The organism is Patescibacteria group bacterium (genome assembly GCA_041662965.1).
Lineage (GTDB): Bacteria > Patescibacteriota > Patescibacteriia > Patescibacteriales > GWC2-42-12 > JACPHD01.
This window is the reverse complement of sequence record JBAZRI010000005.1, coordinates 35,466-54,925: the sequence shown is the minus strand read 5'-3', so window position 1 is coordinate 54,925 and position 19,460 is coordinate 35,466. Positions and strand designations below refer to the sequence as shown.

Annotated in this window: 22 protein-coding genes and 1 tRNA gene; all 23 read left to right on the top strand. The window is 40.6% G+C overall.

Annotated features, from left to right (window positions below; all coding sequences use genetic code 11):
- The first annotated feature begins 35 nt into the window (after positions 1-35).
- Positions 36-1,649, top strand: coding sequence for a DNA polymerase III subunit gamma/tau (gene dnaX / locus WC639_03565; GenBank protein MFA6306856.1), 1,614 nt, complete (start codon positions 36-38; stop codon positions 1,647-1,649).
- An 11-nt stretch (positions 1,650-1,660) separates the two neighbouring features.
- Positions 1,661-2,017, top strand: coding sequence for a hypothetical protein (locus WC639_03560; protein ID MFA6306855.1), 357 nt, complete (start codon positions 1,661-1,663; stop codon positions 2,015-2,017).
- 1 nt (position 2,018) lies between these two features.
- A tRNA-Gln gene (locus WC639_03555) sits at positions 2,019-2,089 on the top strand.
- Positions 2,090-2,099: 10 nt separating this feature from the next.
- Complete coding sequence (locus WC639_03550; protein MFA6306854.1) at positions 2,100-2,708, top strand: HD domain-containing protein; 609 nt, start codon at positions 2,100-2,102, stop codon at positions 2,706-2,708.
- A gap of 25 nt (positions 2,709-2,733) precedes the next feature.
- Positions 2,734-3,285: an MBL fold metallo-hydrolase gene (locus WC639_03545; protein ID MFA6306853.1), complete on the top strand. Its 552-nt coding sequence runs from the start codon at positions 2,734-2,736 to the stop codon at positions 3,283-3,285.
- Between the two features lie 3 nt (positions 3,286-3,288).
- Positions 3,289-4,059: an alpha/beta hydrolase gene (locus WC639_03540; GenBank protein ID MFA6306852.1), complete on the top strand. Its 771-nt coding sequence runs from the start codon at positions 3,289-3,291 to the stop codon at positions 4,057-4,059.
- Between the two features lie 94 nt (positions 4,060-4,153).
- Positions 4,154-4,327 carry a hypothetical protein gene (locus WC639_03535; protein ID MFA6306851.1) on the top strand — a complete coding sequence of 58 codons (174 nt, stop codon included), beginning with the start codon at positions 4,154-4,156 and terminating at the stop codon, positions 4,325-4,327.
- A gap of 257 nt (positions 4,328-4,584) precedes the next feature.
- Complete coding sequence (locus WC639_03530) at positions 4,585-4,878, top strand: hypothetical protein (protein ID MFA6306850.1); 294 nt, start codon at positions 4,585-4,587, stop codon at positions 4,876-4,878.
- Between the two features lie 41 nt (positions 4,879-4,919).
- Complete coding sequence (locus WC639_03525; GenBank protein ID MFA6306849.1) at positions 4,920-5,399, top strand: hypothetical protein; 480 nt, start codon at positions 4,920-4,922, stop codon at positions 5,397-5,399.
- A 134-nt stretch (positions 5,400-5,533) separates the two neighbouring features.
- Positions 5,534-6,502 (top strand): ATP-binding cassette domain-containing protein, encoded by a 969-nt coding sequence (locus WC639_03520; GenBank protein MFA6306848.1) that lies wholly within the window; start codon positions 5,534-5,536, stop codon positions 6,500-6,502.
- A gap of 123 nt (positions 6,503-6,625) precedes the next feature.
- Positions 6,626-7,405 (top strand): ABC transporter permease, encoded by a 780-nt coding sequence (locus WC639_03515; GenBank protein MFA6306847.1) that lies wholly within the window; start codon positions 6,626-6,628, stop codon positions 7,403-7,405.
- A gap of 27 nt (positions 7,406-7,432) precedes the next feature.
- Positions 7,433-7,657, top strand: coding sequence for a hypothetical protein (locus tag WC639_03510; GenBank protein MFA6306846.1), 225 nt, complete (start codon positions 7,433-7,435; stop codon positions 7,655-7,657).
- Positions 7,658-7,887: 230 nt separating this feature from the next.
- Positions 7,888-8,589: a DNA alkylation repair protein gene (locus WC639_03505; protein MFA6306845.1), complete on the top strand. Its 702-nt coding sequence runs from the start codon at positions 7,888-7,890 to the stop codon at positions 8,587-8,589.
- Between the two features lie 286 nt (positions 8,590-8,875).
- A complete protein-coding gene (gene lexA / locus WC639_03500; protein ID MFA6306844.1) occupies positions 8,876-9,487 on the top strand; it encodes a transcriptional repressor LexA in 612 nt (203 codons plus the stop codon).
- A 30-nt stretch (positions 9,488-9,517) separates the two neighbouring features.
- On the top strand, positions 9,518-9,892 hold the full coding sequence (locus WC639_03495) for a metallopeptidase family protein (protein MFA6306843.1): 375 nt from the start codon (positions 9,518-9,520) through the stop codon (positions 9,890-9,892).
- Between the two features lie 178 nt (positions 9,893-10,070).
- Positions 10,071-10,226 carry a DUF5679 domain-containing protein gene (locus WC639_03490; GenBank protein MFA6306842.1) on the top strand — a complete coding sequence of 52 codons (156 nt, stop codon included), beginning with the start codon at positions 10,071-10,073 and terminating at the stop codon, positions 10,224-10,226.
- Positions 10,227-10,357: 131 nt separating this feature from the next.
- Positions 10,358-10,765 carry a response regulator gene (locus WC639_03485; GenBank protein ID MFA6306841.1) on the top strand — a complete coding sequence of 136 codons (408 nt, stop codon included), beginning with the start codon at positions 10,358-10,360 and terminating at the stop codon, positions 10,763-10,765.
- Positions 10,752-12,521, top strand: a complete 1,770-nt coding sequence (locus tag WC639_03480; GenBank protein MFA6306840.1) for an efflux RND transporter periplasmic adaptor subunit — start codon at positions 10,752-10,754, stop codon at positions 12,519-12,521. Before WC639_03485 ends, WC639_03480 begins: the two co-directional genes overlap by 14 nt.
- A 101-nt stretch (positions 12,522-12,622) precedes the next feature.
- Positions 12,623-13,336, top strand: a complete 714-nt coding sequence (locus WC639_03475) for an ABC transporter ATP-binding protein (protein ID MFA6306839.1) — start codon at positions 12,623-12,625, stop codon at positions 13,334-13,336.
- 137 nt (positions 13,337-13,473) lie between these two features.
- The gene (locus WC639_03470) at positions 13,474-14,727 is read left to right on the top strand and encodes an ABC transporter permease (protein ID MFA6306838.1); all 1,254 of its coding nucleotides are present in this window, start codon (positions 13,474-13,476) and stop codon (positions 14,725-14,727) included.
- Between the two features lie 9 nt (positions 14,728-14,736).
- The gene (locus WC639_03465; protein ID MFA6306837.1) at positions 14,737-16,059 is read left to right on the top strand and encodes an ABC transporter permease; all 1,323 of its coding nucleotides are present in this window, start codon (positions 14,737-14,739) and stop codon (positions 16,057-16,059) included.
- Between the two features lie 146 nt (positions 16,060-16,205).
- Positions 16,206-18,200 (top strand): DUF4012 domain-containing protein, encoded by a 1,995-nt coding sequence (locus WC639_03460; protein ID MFA6306836.1) that lies wholly within the window; start codon positions 16,206-16,208, stop codon positions 18,198-18,200.
- Positions 18,201-18,357: 157 nt separating this feature from the next.
- On the top strand, positions 18,358-19,380 hold the full coding sequence (locus tag WC639_03455; protein ID MFA6306835.1) for a rod shape-determining protein: 1,023 nt from the start codon (positions 18,358-18,360) through the stop codon (positions 19,378-19,380).
- Positions 19,381-19,460: the final 80 nt, after the last annotated feature.

The window sequence follows — 19,460 nt, the reverse complement described above, 5'->3', positions numbered from 1 at the left end:
CTTGCCTTTTAAGCCAAATGAGTTAATATAAAAGCATGTCTACCTTATACCGAAAATACCGGCCGCAGAATTTTAGCGAAGCGGTCGGGCAAAATCACATAAAAATAACTTTAGAGCAGGAAATAAAGACCGGCAAAATCGCCCATGCTTATCTTTTTTGCGGACCGCGCGCCGTCGGTAAAACCACTTTAGCCAGAGTTTTTACCAAATCAATTAACTGCGAAAAGCGTAAGAAAGATTCGGCCGATCCTTGCAATACCTGCTTAAGCTGCTTAGAAATTACCGCCGGCCGAGCTTTAGATATCATTGAAATTGACGCGGCTTCAAACACGGGCGTGGATAATGTCCGCGATAACATAATCGCGAGCGCCAGAGTCGCGCCGTCAAGGTCAAAATATAAAGTTTTTATCATAGACGAAGTGCATATGCTGTCCGCCCAGGCTTTTAACGCGCTACTCAAAGTCATTGAAGAGCCGCCGGCCAACGTAGTATTTATTTTATGCACGACCGAAGCGCATAAAGTTCCGGCCACGATTATTTCGCGCTGCCAGCGCTTTGATTTTAAAAGAATCGGCGTTAACGACGCGGTTAAAAAATTAACCTATATAATCCAGGCGGAAAAAATAAAAATTAGCAAAGATATTTTAGAAGCTATCGCCCGCCACTCCGACGGCTATATGCGCGACGCGGAAAGCCTATTAGGGCAGATTATTTCCATCGGCGGCGCCGAGGTAACGCAGGCCGAAGCTGATTTAATAATCCCGCGCTCGGATTTAAATGAAGTTATAAATTTACTGGATTTTTTAATAAAGAAAGACGCGGCCGGCGGCATCAGGCTCGTAAATAAATTAATGGACGACGGCGTTGACCTTAAAATATTCGTTAAAGATACGATTGAAGTTTTGCGCAAGCTTATGCTCATGAAAATAAGCCCGAGCTTAATAAATAAATTATCGCTGGAGCTTGGCGAAACGCTTGAGCTGAAAATAAACAAATTAGCCCAGGATTTAACCGTTGAGCAGGCTTTAAAGCTTTTGGAAAAATTCATTAAAGTTTCCGGCGAGATAAAAGCTGATTTTATCCAGCAGTTATCTTTAGAAATGGCGATCGCTGAAATTTGCACCGCGGCCGCGGCGGTTAGGAGCCCGCTCGGCGCTAGCCCGAGTTTTTCGGCCGGCTCAAGGTTTAATCAGCCGAAAAGCCAAACCGTAGCGGTTAAAACGGAAGCGGACAAAGCAGTTAGCGCCGGCGAGCCGGTACAATTCAGCGACAGCCAAATCCAGGAAAAATGGAACGAAGTTTTAGCCAAAGTCAAGCAGTATAACCATTCTTTATCATTTATCTTGCGCGTCTGCCAGCCGCGCAACTTAAGCGGCAACCAGCTTTGTCTAGCTTTTAAATATAAATTTCATAAAGACCGCGTCAGCGAAATCGCCATCAAAAATATTATAGAAAAAGTTTTGCATCAGGTTTACGGCGCGCCGGTGACGATTGAAGCGGTTATTGACGAAAATCTGGAAGTGGCGGCCAATAAATTAGTCTCCGACGAGCCATTGGTTATAAAAAAAGAAGCTGAACCGGCGCAGGGCGAGCAGGGGAATATGATTGATAATTTATTAAAAACTTTCGGCGGGAAGATTGTAAGTTAAGTTTCGTTGCTATGAGTTCACTGACTATAAAATTATTAGCTTTGGCATTAATTATCATCGGCGAAGCCGTAATGATTTACGCTGAAATCAGCGGCGCTAAAATCTATTCGGGAAATTTTACGTTTCAGCAGGCTTTTTTAAAAAGCATTGCCGCGATTTTTATCGGCGGCGCTATTTTATTGTCCGGCTATATAATGGGCTATAGAGGCTTTAAAAACATTTGGATTGTCAGCGCCGTTTCCGTCACTTCAATTTTAGTGATTGAACCGGTTTTAAATTATTTAATATTCCAGCAGTTGCCGACCAAGGGCGCTTTAATCGGCTTGATTTTAGGCATAATTGGTTTTATTTCGGCTTTGTTTATATAATTGCGGGATCGTCCAATGGTAAGACATCGCCCTCTGGAGGCGAGTATCTTGGTTCGAATCCAAGTCCCGCAGCTGGTATTTTATGACAAATTCAACCTTCAAAAAAATAATCAAAGATTCGAAGGCGGAAATTCAAAGAATTGCCGGTAGAAACGGCTGGATGTGGTTTTATGAAATGCATCAAAAAGAAGTTATTAAATACGCGGAAAAATTGCTAAAAATGTATAAAGGAGCGAATTATGAAATAGTTTTAATTTCCTGCTGGTTGCATGATATAGCTCATTATTATGCCAAAAACGATATAGAAATATTAAAAGTTAAAAAATTGCATCATGTCAACGGAGCGAAAATCGCGGAAAAATTTTTGCTTAAATATAATTTAGAGAAAAAAGAAACAGAAAATATAAAAAATTGTATTTTAAGACATAGAAATAATAAGCAATATCCAGTTCGGACATTAGAAGAAAAAATCGTGGCGGTCGCCGACACTTTATCGCATTATGGCAGTATTTTTTATTTCACCTATTTTAAATTTCACCCGAGACATTCTTTAGAGAAAATGGTAGAAGATGATTTAGCCAAGCTAAAAAGAGATTGGCGCGATATACAAATTTTACCCAAAGCTAAAAAATTAGCCGAAGCCGAATATAAAATGTTGAAAAAATTGTTTGAAAATTATAATAAGAGATAATAGAGCAAAATAACCATAAAATTTTATGGCAGAAGTTAAAATTTTAATTGAAGGCTATACCACGGCGGATTTCGGCGGAGAAAAAACCACTCCGACAATTACATTAATCCGAGACGGAAATAATAAAATTATTGTTGATCCCGGCGTTTTGGAAAATCAAAAGATGCTGGCTGACAAATTAAAAGAAGAAGGGTTATCCGTTGATGATATAAATATTGTATTTATAACTCATTCTCATATTGATCATTACAGAAATATTGGCATGTTCCCAGAAGCTAAAACTCTTGAATTTTACGGACTATGGGATAAAAATATGGTAGAGGACTGGCAAGAACAATTTAGTGAAGATATTAAAATAATAAAAACGCCAGGCCACAGCTACGACGGTTTAACTCTTTTAGTTAAGACTAGCGATGGCGTCGTTGCTGTTTGTGGCGATGTTTTTTGGAAAAGAGATTTTCCGGTAGACGACGAATATGCCACGGATAAAGAAAAGTTAAAGCAAAGCAGAAAAGTAGTTCTAGAGTCGTCCGACTGGATAATTCCAGGGCATGCGGGGATGTATAAGATTAAATAAAATATGCAGAAAATTACCATAAAAAATCGTAAAAATCAGAATGTTGTTGTTTTATTGGAAAAAGCCGAAAAGCGAAAAGGCTTGGCGTTCGTTATGCACGGAAACGCCAGCAATAAAGATTTAAGACAAATTAAAACTTTTGCCCAAGTTTTTAAGGAAAATGGTTATACGGCAATCAGGTTTGATACAACCAATTCTTCTGGCGAAAGCGACGGGAAGATAGAAGATGCGACGTTCACAAATTATTATGAAGACTTGGAAGATGTGATTAGCTGGGCAAGCAAGGAAAATTTTTATCAGGAGCCGTTTATTTTGTGCGGTCATAGTCTGGGCTCGATGTGCGTAGCTTATTTCGCCGAGAAATATCCGGGAAGAGTGAAAGCCCTGGCGCCTATTTCCACTGTGGTGTCGGGAAAATTATCAGAAGAGACAACTGAATTTAAAATGATAGCCAAAGACTGGGAGAAAAAAGGCGTTAGAGAGTGGGCGAGCTTAAGTATGCCAGGAATAACTAAAAGATTAAAATGGCAACATGTTTTAGACAGAAGAAAATACGATTTATTATCCGAAGCTTATAAGTTAACTATGCCCGTGCTTTTAATCGTCGGCGACAAGGACGAGACCACGCCCTTGAATCAGCAAAAATTATTATACGAAAAGTTACCGGGCAGAAGAGAGCTAAATATAATTAAAGACGCATGCCATGCTTTTAAAGATAAAAAATACCTTGAAGAGATTTATCAGATTATGGATAAATGGATTAAAAATTTGTAATTTTCTTGCCTAAGGAGGTTCGAACTTTGTCCATTAAGTTTAGCCGATTTGGAAAGGTGCCGCTGATTTTCCCCGAGAAGTTTATTTTAAATTTATGGAAGATAAAAAAGCACTGGCCATTTTAATAAATCTGTTAAAAAAGCGTTGGCTTAACGCTGAAGAAAAAGAAGCGGTTTCGGCCGCCATCGGCATTCTTAGCTGGACTTCCTTATCTAAAAGCAGGATAAAAGCTTTAAAAGCCAAAAGGGATAAGAGCGTTAAATGGTAAATAAAATTTTATGATAATACTTGGAAGCATAATTTTTATAATCGTCTTGGCGGCAGCTTTGGTTATGGGAGTTAAAGAAGATAAGAATAAATAACATGCAAAAGGTAACCATAAAAAACCATCAAGATTCGCCTTTTTCTATTTTGGTCCGCCTGAATAAAGCCCTTGCTTTTAAATTTATTTTATGGTAATTTACCATATTCTTTAATAATTGAATAAAATTAAAATTTAAACAATTTAATTAGGGAGGGGAAGCCATGGATGAGCTAGAGAAGTTGACACTTTTATTAAATGTCGCGGGCATGCTTAAAAAGATTTTTGGCGAAGAGGGGTTTACTCTGAACGCCGCGCTAAAAGCCATAGACGATTGTTATCCTGGACTGGAAGGCGGGGCTTCAATAGAACTATGCCGTGAGATGCTTGCTAAAGTTATTGAAAAAGCGCCGGTAACCCCGACAGAGAAGTTAATCCCGGGATATGAGGAGAAATTTTTACTCATGCCAGCAGTTAGGGGGATACTGGAAGAAGTAGCCAAATTGAAAATATCATAACTGTACAATAACGTTAGCATTCATTAAAAGGAGATAAGCAGATGGAAAAAATCAGTTCAATTGTCGCCAACGCCAAAACGGCCGCCACGATCGCGGAGGGTAAAATAAAAGCCGGAATTACGCAAGTTGATTATCTGCATGGAAAAATTTCGGAAGGCAATGAAAAGCTGGCGCAGACCGAAGAAAAGTTGGTAGAAACCTGTGAAGGATTGCAAAAGGCCGGCGAAAAAATAAAAGATCTTGAGTCGCAGTTGTCGGCGGTAAATAGAGACATTTTGAAATTAACCGACCTGGTTGAAATTTTATTGTGTGAAAAAGCGGAAGCTGTCGACGGCCGCAAAAACGCGGAAGAAAAAGCGGCTACCCTTCTAGCCAATATTAATTGCGCACGCGATGCTCTTAAAAAAGGAATTTCGGCTGATAAGTTTTGGGCCAGGGGAGATGCTAAAAATATTTTTGAAGAAGTTATAAAAATTTTGGGAAAAAATAACGAAACTGACCATGAAATAGGAGGTGCGTAAAAAGTTTTTTAACCGAATAAATTCAAAGATCCGATTGTCTTAAACGGCGAAAGGATCTTTTTTATTTTGATTTAACTATTGGCGCGACGGCAAAGTATGCTATAATGCAATAAGTTGTTTAATTAAATTTTTAAATGAATATAATAGAAGTAAAAAATTTAACAAAAAAATTCGGCGAATTAACCGCGGTTGATAATATTTCTTTTTCCGTTGAAAAAGGCGAGATTTTCGGCTTTTTAGGGCCTAACGGCGCCGGCAAGTCAACTACCATAAGCATGTTGGCGGCTTTGCTTAAATCCGATTCGGGACAGGCTTTAATTAACGGTTTTGATGTAAATAAGCAGAGAAACCAGGTCAGAAAATCAATCGGTTTGGTTTTCCAGGATTCTTCGCTGGACGATAAGCTAACCGCCGAGGAAAATTTATATTTCCATGCCGATTTATACGGCGTAGATAAAAAGATTTTTAGCGAGCGCCTGCCCGAAGTTTTAAAATTAGTTGATTTATGGGACAGGCGCGATCATATCGTAAAAACTTTTTCCGGCGGCATGAAAAGGCGCCTGGAAATCGCTCGCGGCTTAATTCATTATCCGGCTGTTATGTTTTTAGACGAGCCGACTATCGGCTTGGATCCGCAGACCAGATTTAATATCTGGGAGTATGTTCTAAAGCTTAAAAAAGAAAAAGACATGACTATTTTCATGACCACGCATTATTTAAACGAGGCCGAATACTGCGACCGCATCGCCATTATTGACCAGGGTAAAATCGTGGCTTTAGACACGCCGGCTAATCTTAAAAAAATGGTGGGCGGGGATATTATCACCCTGGCCGCGCTTAATCTGGATAAATTAAAGCAAGAGATTGAAGAAAAATTTAAATTAAACGTTAAAAATTTTGATAATAAATTAAAAATTGAAGTAACAGACGGAGATAACTTTTTACCCAAATTATTTAATGAACTTGAAGAAAAAATTCAATCAGTGGAATTACGAAAACCCACGCTTGATGACGTATTTTTAAATTTAACCGGCAAAAAAATCCGCAAGGAAGAAGCCTCGGATAAAGAATTGATGCGGCGGAGGATTGCCATGAGGCGGTAATTTAGAATTGCCGTGTAAAGATGTTTGTTTTTCGCTTAGACGAAATTTGGGCGATTTTTTAGAAAAATCTTTACAATTTCGTATGCGCTCAAAACAAACATCTTTACACGATATTTTATTAATATGAATGAACTAAGAGCTATCTATACAATTTGGAGAAGGGAAGCCATAAGGTATACCCGCGATAAGGCCAGGATATTTTCCACCTTGCTCCAGCCTTTGATGTTTTTAGTGATTTTCGGCGCCGGCTTGGGCGGTACGTTGACTAAAGGCAGTTTTGGCATTGATTTCATGAAATTTATGTACCCGGGCATTATCGCCATGAACGTTATGGGCATTGCTTTTTTTTCCACCGTCTCCACGGTCTGGGACCGCGAATTCGGTTTTTTAAAAGAAATTTTAGTGGCGCCGATTTCCCGAACTTCAATCGTTATGGGGAAAATTTTTGGCGCCGTTACCGTGGCTTCAACCCAGGCGCTGCTTTTATTGGTTTTGGCGCCGTTTATGGGCATTCATTTGAATATTTTAATAATTATTAAGCTATTTTTGTTCATGATACTTTTGGCTTTCGCCATTTCCGGCATGGGGCTTTTAATCGCCACGCTCATGAAAACCACGGAAAGCTTCGGCATTATCATGCAGGTTTTAATTTTCCCCATGTTTTTTCTCTCCGGCGCGTTTTTCCCTTTGACTAACGTGCCTATTTGGATGACGGCGCTTTCCCGGCTTAACCCTTTGACTTACGGCGTTGACGCTATGCGGCAGATTATTTTAAACGGCATTCCGGCGGAATTAGCGCAAAAATTATTTTTATATCCGGTTCAGATAAATATTTTAGCCTTGCTGGTTTTTTCGGTCATTGTGGTTTCCATCGCCACTTTGGCGTTTAACAAAAGGAGTTAATAAAAAAGGTATAAGGAGGAATGAGAAATGACGATATCAGTTGATGTAGCGAAAGCAGAAGGGTGGAGGAATAAAGTGTTTCCTCCCTGGCAAGATTGCCGTGATTTACCGACTCCGCCGGTGGATACAAAAAACAAGCCAGTTTTGGCTTCAGACGCGACTTTGGCCGAGATTTTAGTTACTACAGCGGGCTACGCTAAGAAATTAAGAAAAAAAGTTTCGGCTGATCTTAAAAGAAGGAGGTTAAAATGATATTCTATTGTTCAGGTCCCGGTCCTAGCTAGGGAACTGGGTGTAGAGCCAAGAAAGAATTGATGAAGCCAGACGACTTTCAGAAATCAGGTTGGATAAAAACAAAGGCAGGGCCTTTATGCCCCAGATGCCAAAAGAAAGCGAAAAAAAGCAAGGAGTAAAAATATTATCTCCAAGTCAGATAAGGCCAAAGAAATTTGGCCTTTTTCATTTTATGCTATAATTTAATTATGGAAAATTTAAAACAACTGAAAAATGAATTAAATAAACTGGCAAATAAAAAGCAGGCGGAAAATTTGCAAAAGTTTTTTAAAACCGGCCCGGGCGAGTACGGGGCCGGGGATATTTTTTTAGGCATAAAAGTGCCGGCGCAAAGAATTGCGGCTAAAAAATATCCAAGCCTGAATTTTAATGATTTGCAGAAACTTTTAAACAGTAAAATTCATGAGCATCGCTTAAGCGCTTTACTAATTTTAATCGGCCAATATAAAAAAGCCGAATCCGGCGCTAAGAAAAAATTTGTAGATTTTTATTTAAGAAATACCGAAAATGTCAATAACTGGGATTTAGTGGATTTGTCCTGCCATTATATTTTAGGCGATTATTTACTGGACAAGCCGAGGCGAATTTTATATCAGCTGGCCGGTTCAAAAAATTTATGGGAGAGGCGAATCGCCATGATTTCCACTTTCGCTTCTATCAGAAACAAGGAATTCGGTGACACCTTGAAAATCGCCGAAAGATTATTAAATGACCAGCATGATTTAATCCATAAAGCCGCTGGCTGGATGCTTAGAGAAGCGGGCAAGCGGGACCAGGCGGTATTGATTGGTTTTTTGGACAAGCATTATAAGGCCATGCCCCGCACTATGCTAAGATACGCGATTGAAAAATTAAGCGAGAAAAAGAGAAAATATTATTTGGGAAAGTAGTCCATCGTTGTCATTGCGAGCGCAACGCAGTGAGCGAAGCCTGCCTACCGGTAGGCAGGCAATCTCACGTACTATTTATTAAAATTATAGATTGTTTCTGCAATGAAGATATATTCTGTAAAATTGTTCGTGAGATTGCCGCGTCGTCGCTACGCTCCTCCTCGCAATGACAAAAATTAGCCTATTTTTTAGGCTTTTAATTTATTCTTGACTTTCGTATTTTGTTCGTGTATAATGAAATTAGGCTAGACATAGATTGTGGATAACTAATTTTAAACATAAATATATGGGCAATAATTTAACAAAAAGGCAAAGGCAGATTTTGGATTTTATAACCGAATTTACCGGCGATAAAGGCTACGCGCCGAGCTTAAGGGAAATCGGCGAGCATTTTAATTTATCTAGTCCGGCCACGACTCACGCGCATGTGCAGGCGCTAAAGCAAAAAGGCATGCTTAAAACTTCGTTTAACGAAGCGCGGTCTATTGAGATTATTCCGGCTAACGTTAATTGGGCGGCGAGCTTGGAATTGCCGTTGGTCGGTTTAATTACCGCCGGCGAGCCGATTGAGGCGGTTGAAGACAACGATACAATCGCCGTGCCGGCTGATTTCGTAACCGATAGCGCCAACAGCTATGTTTTAAAAGTCAAAGGCGAATCAATGATTGAAGACGGAATTTTAGATGGTGATTACGTAATCGTGGAGCGCAATCCGTCGCCGCAAAATGGCGATGTGGTCGTAGCCTTATTAAATAACGCTTACGCCACATTAAAAAAGTTTTACCGCGAGTCAAAGCGCATCCGCCTGCAACCGGCCAACTCATCAATGAAACCGATTTACGCGGCCGACCCGCTGATTCAGGGAGTGGTCAGGGGAGTAATAAGAAAATATGCTTAAAAAATATAAGACGTCCGACGTCTGTCTAATATGTTGAATATAAATAAACAAGAATTTGAAAAAATTGTCGAACAAACTCTGGAAAGCCTGCCGGAGAAATTCAAAAGTAAACTTCATAATGTCGCCATCTTCGCTGAAGACGAACCGACCGACGAGCAGCTTAATAAAATTAAATTAAAGCGCGGCGATTTATTATTCGGCCTGTTTGAAGGCTATGCCCAGGCTAAAAGATTGAATTTCGGGCCGGTCTTGCCCGATAAAATAACAATTTTTAGAAAAGCCATTTTAAGCCAGTGCGCAAACGAGAATGAGCTTAAACAAAAAATTATTTCTACGGTTAAACATGAAATCGCGCATCATTTCGGTTCAGACGAAAAAGGCGCGGCCAAAGCCGGGAAAAGATAAGCAGTTTACTTTAAATAGCGCTGGGCTATATCTTTTCGCTTAGTTATGCTAATATTACTATAGAATAAAATAAATTAGTCTATTTTTAGTGAGAAATACAGTTTTTTTATTTAATATTAGCAGTTTAATAAATTAATCGTCTGATCGGATTAAGCCCCGGCGGCGAATAAATAACTCTATGGAAGCTTATTGCGTAAAATGCAAGGCCAAACAAGAAATGAAGGATGCTAATGAGGTGGAAATGAACGGCAAGGGCGGAGTAAAGCGCAAAGCCATGAAGGGCAAATGCCCGGTTTGCGCCACAGCTATGTTTAGAATCTTAGGCAAAGCTTAAAAAACTATTTTCATTTAGTGAAAATACCTCGGTTTTTTACCGGGGCGTTTTCATTAAAGACGGCTTGTAAAATTATTTAAAAATTAGTATAATTACTCCAGGTAATGCTAATTGCTTTAAATTTTAATTGTATGAGCGAAAATAAAAAAATTCTTATAATTGAGGATGACGCTAATTTGCTTTATGGCCTACAAGCTAAGTTTAGAGTAGAAGGTTTTGAGGTTATTACCGATGAAGGCGCGGATAAAAAAGAGGCTATGGAAAAAATAAAAATTCAGAAGCCGGGTTATATTATTTTAGATATTATTTTACCGAAGATAAACGGTTTTGACATGCTGGCTAAAATCAAAGCCGACCCGGCGATTTCTAAAATACCGGTTTTTATCTTTACCAATTTAAGCGATTCGGACAGCCGGCAAAAAGGCGCGGAGCTTGGCGCGGATTTTTATCTGATAAAAACCGAGTTGAATCTTGATGAGTTTGTTGATAAATTTAAAAAAATTATAGAAAATAGGAAAAAAACAAATGAAAATTTTTAAAAACAAATTTTTTATTATCGGTTTATTGATAATTATAGCGGCTACGGGCGCGTATTTTATTTTTAACAAAAAACCAAAGATTGAATATACGACCGCTAAAATTGAGCGGGGAAATTTAATCCAGACTGTTAGCGAAACCGGCATGGTTAAAGCCAATAAAGAGATTGATCTAAATTTTACCATAAACGGAAAAATCGCCAATATTTTCGCCGGCGTAGGCGATAAAGTCAAGAAAGATCAAATTTTAGCCGAGCTTGACTCAAGCGATTTGCTGTTAAAAGAAAGAGAGGCTACGGCCAGCTTGCAGGTTGCCCAGGCGAATTTAGCCAAGCTTTTAGCCGGATCCACGGCCAGCGAATTGGCGGTCAGCCAGGCCAGCGCCGACCAGGCCAAGACGGCTTATGTTTCGGCTTTAAATGAATTGGAGAAAATTAAAAATACGGTTAATGAAAATATAACGCAAGCGGAGAAGAGTTTAAGCGATCTTTATTTAACCTCCGGCGAAACTATAACCAGCTATCAGCAAGCGGTCAAAAATTATAAGGCCGTGGCTTTAACGACGATAGAGGCGAAAATTTCCGTGGCCGCCAACGCTTTGGACAACATCAACACCATATTAAATGATGATGGCGCCGAATATCTTTTGGGCGCGGGCGATTTTTCTTTGATTGACGCGACGGAAAAAGATTATCTTTCAGCCAATACGGCTTTAACCAAAGCCAGGGCGAGCCAAGCCGGCGGAAATATCAGCCAGGCAGCGGCCGATACTTTAGACGCTTTAAATAAAACTTTCAGCGCCTTAAAAAATTGCTATAATCTTTTAGAAGTAAGCATAGTCGGCGCGAGTTTTACCCAGGCGGAGCTTGACGCTTATAAAACAACTATCAGCGCGCAACAGACTAACGTTTCCGCCGGCATTGCTTCGGTGCAAACAGCCCAGAATAATTTAAATGATTCAGTTAATAATCTTAATAACGCGATTTTAGCGGCTAAAAATGCTTTAGCCACAGCTAAAGTAACCGGCGCGCAGCAGAACGCGGCGGCTCAAGCCAAAGTTGACACTTATTATAAGGCTTGGCTAGTGGCCGAAGCGCAATTAAGCCAGATTAAAGCCGGAGCGCGCTCGCAAGATATAAATTTATACCAGGCTCAAGTTAACCAGGCGCAAGCTTCTTTAGGCTTAGTGAGAAATCAAATTAATAACAATATTATCAAGGCTCCGCTTGACGGCACGATCACGAAAAAGAATTATGAGGCCGGCGAGCAGTTTTCTTCGGCCAAGCCGGTTTTTTCCTTGCTCGGCATGAATAATTTTGAAATTGAAGTTGATGTTTCCGAGGCCGATATAACCAAGGTGGCCGTAAACGATCAGGCGGAAATTACGCTTGACGCCTTCGGCGAAGATGTTAAATTTTACGGCCAGGTAAGCTTTATAGAGCCGGCGGAAACCGTTATTCAGGACGTAATTTATTATAAAGTAAAAATAAATTTTGACGGCAAAGAAAAAGATATTAAATCAGGCATGACGGCTAACGCCAATATCACCACGGCCAAGAAAGATAACGTATTAATCGTACCGTCAAGGGCGGTGATTGAAAAAAACGGCAGTGGTAAATTCGCGAGAGTTTTAATTTTAGAAGAAGTTAAAGAAGTGCCGGTTACTATCGGGCTCCGCGGCGATAACGGGTTGGTGGAAATTTTATCCGGGTTGAACGAAGGCGATATTGTGGTGACTTATATACAGCAAAGCAAATAATTTTTAAAAATTCCAAGCTCCAATGACCAATGACCAGTTTTTATTTAATTAGAATTGTTTGGTTATTGGGATTTGGTTATTGGGGTTTTTTTATTTCTTTTATGCTTATTCAGGCGTACAATTTAACTAAAAATTTCGTCAACGGCGAAATTGTCACGCCGGTTCTAAACGGCCTTAGTTTTAATATCGCTCAAGGCGATTTTATCGCTATCATGGGCCCGTCAGGCTCGGGCAAATCCACTTTAATGCATATTTTAGGGCTCTTAGATCGGCCGTCGGGCGGCAAATATTTTCTTGAAGGCAAAGACGTGACTAAATTGGACGACGATGAATTGGCCGGACTGCGCAACCGCAAAATCGGCTTTGTTTTTCAAGCTTTTAACCTTCTGCCGCGCACCACGGTTTTAGAAAATGTTATGCTGCCTTTGACTTATGCTAAGCGTAAAGAAGCGCCCGAAGCCCGGGCCAAACTGATTTTAGAAAGCGTCGGACTGGCGCATCGCTTAAATTATTATACCAATCAGATTTCCGGCGGCGAAAAACAGCGGGTAGCTATCGCCCGCGCTTTAGTTAACGACCCGGCGGTTATTTTCGCCGATGAGCCGACCGGCAACCTTGATTCAAAATCAGGCGTGCAAATAATGGAAATTTTGCAAAAATTAAACGATCTGGGCAATACCATAGTTTTAGTAACCCATGAAACTTATACTTCCGAGCATGCCAAAAGAATTATTAAAGTCAGAGACGGCTTAATAGTGGATGACTATGAAGTCACGCACCGAAGGATAGCTAAGGATGGAGAGATGCTGAAATAGTTAAACGTTAAACAGCAGTAGATTGGCTTTAGTTTTTGTAAATTTTCTACTGCGGAACTCGGCCGAGATTACTCGGCCTCAAACAGTCCTCGCACGAAAATTTTACAAAAGCTAAAGCCAATGTTTAGAAAAACGATATGCTGGAATTTTATAAACAATCCATTAAGACTTCAACCAGAGCGCTTCTGGCCAATAAGGGCAGAAGCTTTTTAACAATGCTGGGGATAATCATCGGCGTGTCGGCCGTTATTATTATTATGGCCGTGGGCGCCGGAGCGCAGAGCCTGATTATCAATCAAGTAAAAACTTTAGGCACCGATATAATCGGAATTTTGCCCGGCGCTTCGGAAGAAGACGGCCCGCCGGCCACTGTTATGGGCATAGTAATTACCACGCTAACTTATGAAGACGGTTTAGCCTTAAACGACAAAAAAAATGTGCCTAACATAGTTGATTTAGTGGCTTACTATAAGAGCGTCGGCAATGTCAGCTGGGGCGCGAATTCATATGATACCAATTTAAGCGGCGCGACGGTCGGCTATATGAATGTTGAGGGCGGTGAAATTGACCAAGGCAGATTTTTTACCAAAGAGGAAGAAACAAATTTAGCTAAAGTCGCGGTTTTAGGCAGCGCGGTAAAAAAAGAATTATTCGGCGAATCCGATCCGATCGGCCAAAGAGTGAAAATAAAAAAACATACGTTTGAAGTCATCGGCGTCATGAAAGAGAAAGGCACGGTGGCTTTCCAAAATAACGATGATCAGGTTTTCCTTCCGCTTAAAACCATGCAAAAATTAATCGCCGGAGTAAATCATGTCAGCATGATGAGGCTTAAAATTGACAGCGAAGAAGATACGGACAGGGCCATGCATGACGTTAAAGCCACTTTGCGCGAGAGGCATGATATTTCCGATCAAAGCGGGGCTAGTGACGATTTTACGGTCCGAAGTTCGGCCCAAGCCATGGAAATGATAACCACGATTACCGACGCCTTGAAATTTTTTCTAGTGGCTATCGCCGCCATGTCTTTATTGGTCGGCGGCATCGGCATCATGAATATTATGCTGGTAAGCGTTACCGAGAGAACCAGGGAAATCGGCTTAAGAAAAGCCGTCGGCGCCAACAATAAAAGCATTATGATTCAGTTTTTAATGGAAGCGGCCACGATTACTTTAAGCGGCGGAACCATCGGCGTTATAATCGGCAGTTTAATAGCAATTTTAATTTCGGTTATTGCCAATTTTTTGGGCTATAGCTGGGATTTGTCCATTTCTTTATTGTCAATTACGCTGGCTTTAGCGGTTTCGGCAAGCGTTGGCTTAATTTTCGGCTTATACCCGGCGCTAAGAGCCAGCAAATTGCAGCCGGTCGAAGCTTTAAGGCATGAATAATTTTTCAATATGAATTTTTTGTCTATTTTAAAAATTTCTTCGCGTTCCATCATGGGCAATAAGGTCAGAACCGGCCTGACTGTTTTAGGCATAGTTATCGGCATCGCCAGCGTTATCATCGTCTATTCGGCCGGAGAGGGAATTAGCGGCTTGGTTTACGCCCAGGTTGAATCTTTCGGCGGCACTGATTTAATAGAAACCGAAGTTAAAGCTCCGACCGGTAAAAAGGGCATAGCGGCCGAACAGCAAAGCGCCATAGCTATCGCCCAGGGCGCGCAAATTACCACTTTGACTTTAGAAGATATGGCAGATGTCAGTAAATTGCCGAATATTAAAAACGCCTACGCGGCCATACTGGGGCAAGAGCAGGTTAATTACGCCGAACAATCAAAAAAAACTTTGATTTTCGGCACTACCGCCAGCATCGTGGAGATTGATAAAACAGAAGTTGATTATGGCCGGTATTTTAACGATGCCGAAGACAAGTCGGAATCTCCGGTCGCCGTCCTCGGCTATAAAATAAAAGATAAGCTATTCGGCGATAGCGACCCCATAGGAAAATATATTAAAATCAGAAAAGTTAAATTTCGCGTTATCGGAGTGGCTAAAGAGAGGGGCGCGGTTATGACTTTGGATTATGATAATTTCGTTTACGTGCCGATCAGGACTTTGCAAAAAAGAATTTTAGGCATAGACAATGTGATGTTTATGATGCATCAGCTTAAAGATCCGGATTTAGCCGATCAAACGGCCGAAGAGGCTAGATTAATTATTCGTGAAAATCATGATATTGTTTCAACTCCTTTAGAGTTTAAACCCGGCGAACCGGTGGTTAAAAATATAGGCGAAGGCATGACCGATACCGGCAAAGACGATTTCAGAGTCGTTACCATGAAAGAATCATTAGGCGTCTTAGATACCGTAACCGGGGCCATTACCTTAATGCTTTTAGCCATTGTCGCCATCTCGCTAGTAGTCGGCGGCGTCGGCGTTATGAATATTATGTATGTTATTATCACGGAAAGAACGGCCGAGATCGGTTTGCGCAAAGCCGTTGGCGCCAAATATAACGATATTATGTTTCAATTTCTTATTGAGTCTTTAATTATAACTTTAATCGGCGCCGCGGTTGGTGTTTTGGCCGGCATCGGCGTGTCATATTTAATTTCGCTGGGCGCTAATTATTATGGCTTGGATTGGAGATTTTTAGTCCCTCTTAAAGCTTATTATGTCTCTTTGGCTTTCGCGGTTGTTTTTGGCTTGGGTTTTGGCATCTATCCGGCGCGTAAAGCCGCCAGGCTTGATCCCATAGAAGCCTTAAGGCAGGAGTAAATGCTTGGTTAAGCGGAAATAAGATGGTATAATGAATAATAATTTTAATTTTGTAATTTTTAAATAATGCTTAAATTTTTAATGTTTAAAAATTAAGATATTAGAAATTATTTATAAAATTAAAAATTAAAAATTTTATATTATCTATGTTTCATTTTTCAAAATCAAAACATATAAATTTTAAAGACTTGCACGAAGCGGCCGATGGCTTAATCGGCCGGCTTCCGCCGGTTAAAAAGCGCCGGCGCTTAAATTCAGCGTATAAAGTTTTAAAATATTTTTGCTTGACAGTAGTTTTTTTATTTTTACTGCTGCTGATTTTTTTATCGTCACAAATTATTGATTTAAAGCAAATTTACGATCAGGCAAATTTCGGCAAAGCTAATTTAGAGCAAGCCGTTATCTTCGCCGAACAGAAAGATTTTAATCAAGCCGTTAAGCTAGCCAAACAAGCGGAAAATAATTTTGATTTTTCAATCAATAAGCTTGAAGAGATAAAAAGCAATAATTTTATAAGCCGTCTGCCGTTAGCTATAAGCCAGCTAAACGACGCCGAAGGCCTTTTAATTTCCGTTCAATTTTTAAGCAAAGCGGTCGCTGGCGGGGCGAATTTCGGCCTTAGCCTTGAAGCTTTTTTAACCGGAGATAATAAATTTAATTTTTCTAAATTAAGCCCGGAAGTCAAGCGCAATCTTCTTGGAAAAATATTTGAGTCGGCGCCGGAATTAAACGGCATAAAAGCCGATCTGGATTTAGCTTATATTAATTTAGATCAAATAAGCACCTCGGGCATTTTGTTTATCTTAAAAGATAAAATCGGCCAGGTTAAAGAACAAATAAGCCAAGCCAGCCTTATTTTAGAGAAAGCAGTTCCTTTGTCGCAGATGATTCCGGCTCTGGCCGGCTACCCCAGCGAAGTTAATTATTTAGTCTTGCTGCAGAATAATGACGAATTAAGGCCGACCGGGGGATTTTTAGGCACTTACGCCATATTAAAAATTAAAGACGGCGATATAATAAATTTTGGCACGCATGATATTTATCACCTTGACATGCCGGCTCAAAGCAAAATGAATATGGAGCCGCCGGAACCGATTAAAAAGTATTTAAACGATAAATGGTATATGCGCGACGCTAACTGGTCGCCTGATTGGCCGACCGCCGCGAAAAACATAGATAAGTTTTATCAAATTGAAAGCCGTTTAAACCCGGAGGCGGAGAAAATTCCAAAGTTTAACGGCGTTATCGCCTTTACGCCGAAATTAATCACTGATTTTTTGAAAATAACCGGCCCGATAATAGTTGAAGGCCAATCTTATGACCAAAACAATTTTCACGATTTATTGCAATATCAGGTAGAAAGAGGCTATATGGTTTTAGGCGTTTCTAATTGGCAGAGGAAAGAAGTTATCGGCGAAATAGCTAAAAAATTAAAAATTAAAATTTTTGATTTGCCGCCGAACCAATGGTCGGAAATTATAAATACCGCGATTAATAATTTAGCCGAGAAGGATTTATTGCTTTATTTAACTGACAACCAATTAGAAAGCATCGCGGCGGCTAACGGCTGGGCCGGAGAAATAAAGAATTATTATAGCGATTATTTTATGGTAGTTGATGCTAATTTCGGGGCTTTAAAAACCGACGCGGTTATGAGCCGGAGCATAAATTATAAAGTAACCGAGGGGGCTAATGGCTTATTTTCTAAATTAACTCTTAATTACGCGCATAACGGCAAGGTTGATTGGAGAACCAGCGTTTATAAAAGCTATACCAGAATCTACGTTCCGTTAGGCAGCCAATTAATTAAAATCAGCGGTTACGACGCCAAGGAGATAGACACGGGTAATGAAGCGGGGAAAACTTGGTTTGGTTTTTATCTAACCGTTGATCCGGGGAAAATTAAAAATCTTACGGTTGAGTATAAGCTGCCGCCGTCGGTTAGGCTAAATAATAACTACGGCCTTTATATCCAAAAACAGCCGGGTAAAGAGCTAGATAATCTTACGGTTGACTTAAACTTCAAAAATAGTATAAAATCATATAGCCCAGCCAGCCTGTATATGCGAAAAGTAAGCCCGGCCAGTATCAAGTGGGAAGGGGACTTAAATATAGATAGAAGCTTTGAAGTTAAGTTTTAAATTCTTATTTGTCATTGCGAGCGAAATTTACTTCGTCATTGCGGGCTTGACCCGCAATCCAGAAACTTGTTTATAGCGTTTAAACCTGGATTCCCGCTTTCGCGGGAATGACAATAAGGAAGAGATTGCTTCGTCGCCTGATTACAGGCTTCTCGCAATGACATTATATCTTATGTTTATCAAGCGGATCGGCATAGATTTAGGTACAACTTATACTTTAGTGCATCTGCCTAAAAGAGGCATTATTATTAACGAACCTTCGGTGGTGGCGATTTCTTTGATTGATAAAAAGATTTTAGCCGTGGGCAATGAAGCTAAAGATATGTTAGGCCGAACGCCGGACACTATTGTCGCCATTAAGCCGCTGAAAGACGGCGTGATTGCCGATTATCATACTACCGAAGCCATGCTCCGATATTTTATCAATAAAGCTCTAGGCGGCATAAGATTGTTCCGGCCGGAAGTTATGGTAGCGGTTCCGGCCGGCATTACTTCAACCGAACGCCGGGCGGTTATTGACGCGACTATCGCGGCCGGAGCCAGAGCGGCTTATATTATAAAAGAGCCGATTGCCGCGGCTATCGGCGCCGATATTCCCATCGGTTCGGCTTCCGGGCATATGATTATTGATATTGGCGGCGGCACGGCGGAAATGGCGGTAATTTCACTAGGCGGAGTAGTAACTTCAACTTCGGTGCGCATCGGCGGCAATAAATTTGACGCGGCCATTCAGGAATTTATCAGGCGAAAATATAATTTAGCCATCGGCGAAAGAACGGCCGAGGAGACTAAAATTAAAATCGGCAGCGCTTTATATTTGGAAGACAAATTAACCATGGAAATACGCGGCCGCGATATGATTACCGGCTTACCGAGAAATATTATGGTTAATTCCGATGATGTTACCGAAGCGATTCAAAATGAGCTGGAAGCTATAATCCAAGCCGCTAAAAGAGTTTTGCAGGATACTCCGCCGGAATTAGCCGCCGACATTATGGATAAAGGCATGGTACTCTCGGGCGGCTCGTCGCTCCTAAGAAACATTGACCAGTTGCTTTCACGCACCACCGACGTGCCGGCTTACGTGGCGGACGACGCGCTTCTTTGCGTGGCCAAAGGCACGGGGATAGCGCTTGAGAATTTGGACTCGTATAAACGGAGTATTTTTGCGACGAAATAAAATTATTATACTACATATTAATTGGGCTAAATTTAGTAAATTTTCTACTGCGGAACTCGTCGCTTAAAGCTCCTCAAACC

What these genes read in the sequence shown, in the direction of transcription:
- dnaX (MFA6306856.1), top strand. Translation starts at nt 36, where the DNA reads ATGTCTACCTTATACCGAAAATACCGGCCGCAGAATTTTAGCGAAGCG.
- WC639_03560 (MFA6306855.1), top strand. Translation starts at nt 1,661, where the DNA reads ATGAGTTCACTGACTATAAAATTATTAGCTTTGGCATTAATTATCATC.
- WC639_03550 (MFA6306854.1), top strand. Translation starts at nt 2,100, where the DNA reads ATGACAAATTCAACCTTCAAAAAAATAATCAAAGATTCGAAGGCGGAA.
- WC639_03545 (MFA6306853.1), top strand. Translation starts at nt 2,734, where the DNA reads ATGGCAGAAGTTAAAATTTTAATTGAAGGCTATACCACGGCGGATTTC.
- WC639_03540 (MFA6306852.1), top strand. Translation starts at nt 3,289, where the DNA reads ATGCAGAAAATTACCATAAAAAATCGTAAAAATCAGAATGTTGTTGTT.
- WC639_03535 (MFA6306851.1), top strand. Translation starts at nt 4,154, where the DNA reads ATGGAAGATAAAAAAGCACTGGCCATTTTAATAAATCTGTTAAAAAAG.
- WC639_03530 (MFA6306850.1), top strand. Translation starts at nt 4,585, where the DNA reads ATGGATGAGCTAGAGAAGTTGACACTTTTATTAAATGTCGCGGGCATG.
- WC639_03525 (MFA6306849.1), top strand. Translation starts at nt 4,920, where the DNA reads ATGGAAAAAATCAGTTCAATTGTCGCCAACGCCAAAACGGCCGCCACG.
- WC639_03520 (MFA6306848.1), top strand. Translation starts at nt 5,534, where the DNA reads ATGAATATAATAGAAGTAAAAAATTTAACAAAAAAATTCGGCGAATTA.
- WC639_03515 (MFA6306847.1), top strand. Translation starts at nt 6,626, where the DNA reads ATGAATGAACTAAGAGCTATCTATACAATTTGGAGAAGGGAAGCCATA.
- WC639_03510 (MFA6306846.1), top strand. Translation starts at nt 7,433, where the DNA reads ATGACGATATCAGTTGATGTAGCGAAAGCAGAAGGGTGGAGGAATAAA.
- WC639_03505 (MFA6306845.1), top strand. Translation starts at nt 7,888, where the DNA reads ATGGAAAATTTAAAACAACTGAAAAATGAATTAAATAAACTGGCAAAT.
- lexA (MFA6306844.1), top strand. Translation starts at nt 8,876, where the DNA reads ATGGGCAATAATTTAACAAAAAGGCAAAGGCAGATTTTGGATTTTATA.
- WC639_03495 (MFA6306843.1), top strand. Translation starts at nt 9,518, where the DNA reads ATGTTGAATATAAATAAACAAGAATTTGAAAAAATTGTCGAACAAACT.
- WC639_03490 (MFA6306842.1), top strand. Translation starts at nt 10,071, where the DNA reads ATGGAAGCTTATTGCGTAAAATGCAAGGCCAAACAAGAAATGAAGGAT.
- WC639_03485 (MFA6306841.1), top strand. Translation starts at nt 10,358, where the DNA reads ATGAGCGAAAATAAAAAAATTCTTATAATTGAGGATGACGCTAATTTG.
- WC639_03480 (MFA6306840.1), top strand. Translation starts at nt 10,752, where the DNA reads ATGAAAATTTTTAAAAACAAATTTTTTATTATCGGTTTATTGATAATT.
- WC639_03475 (MFA6306839.1), top strand. Translation starts at nt 12,623, where the DNA reads ATGCTTATTCAGGCGTACAATTTAACTAAAAATTTCGTCAACGGCGAA.
- WC639_03470 (MFA6306838.1), top strand. Translation starts at nt 13,474, where the DNA reads ATGCTGGAATTTTATAAACAATCCATTAAGACTTCAACCAGAGCGCTT.
- WC639_03465 (MFA6306837.1), top strand. Translation starts at nt 14,737, where the DNA reads ATGAATTTTTTGTCTATTTTAAAAATTTCTTCGCGTTCCATCATGGGC.
- WC639_03460 (MFA6306836.1), top strand. Translation starts at nt 16,206, where the DNA reads ATGTTTCATTTTTCAAAATCAAAACATATAAATTTTAAAGACTTGCAC.
- WC639_03455 (MFA6306835.1), top strand. Translation starts at nt 18,358, where the DNA reads ATGACATTATATCTTATGTTTATCAAGCGGATCGGCATAGATTTAGGT.